Raw genomic sequence first — 388 nt, 5'->3', positions numbered from 1 at the left:
CATCCCAAATACTTTTCTTCCCTCAAACATCAGTCCTATTACAACGATCGACTGCTAATCCCCGCCCTTTCACACCAACGACCCTACCTAACACTCAACCACCACGCTCTGTTTCATTTGCTACTCAACCACGACCACCAGAATTATTACCATAGACAGCTATACCCTTTACAACATCAACATCAGATTTCTTCAACGACACTGTTCCTGTTATGCCTATAGGTGTTTTCTCCTGTTTGGATACAGCACTCCACTTAACAACAACTTCTTCCTCAGTTGCTAAATCCTTACTTCGATTTTGTTGACTCTCTTCTTTCTGTGTTACTCCATCAAAATATATACCATAGGTTCCATCACCTTCTACTTTAACAGTAGAAGACTCGATATT

General features: G+C 40.7%; 1 protein-coding gene. It reads right to left on the bottom strand.

Annotated elements, in window-relative coordinates:
• Positions 1-124: 124 nt before the first annotated feature.
• On the bottom strand, positions 125-388 hold a 264-nt coding region (locus J7R05_RS08940), incomplete at its 5' end, for a hypothetical protein (protein WP_246468292.1).

Source organism: Bartonella capreoli (assembly GCF_902813205.1).
GTDB lineage: Bacteria > Pseudomonadota > Alphaproteobacteria > Rhizobiales > Rhizobiaceae > Bartonella > Bartonella schoenbuchensis.
The sequence above is the reverse complement of the archived record's forward strand: the minus strand, read 5'-3'. Positions and strand labels throughout refer to the sequence as shown.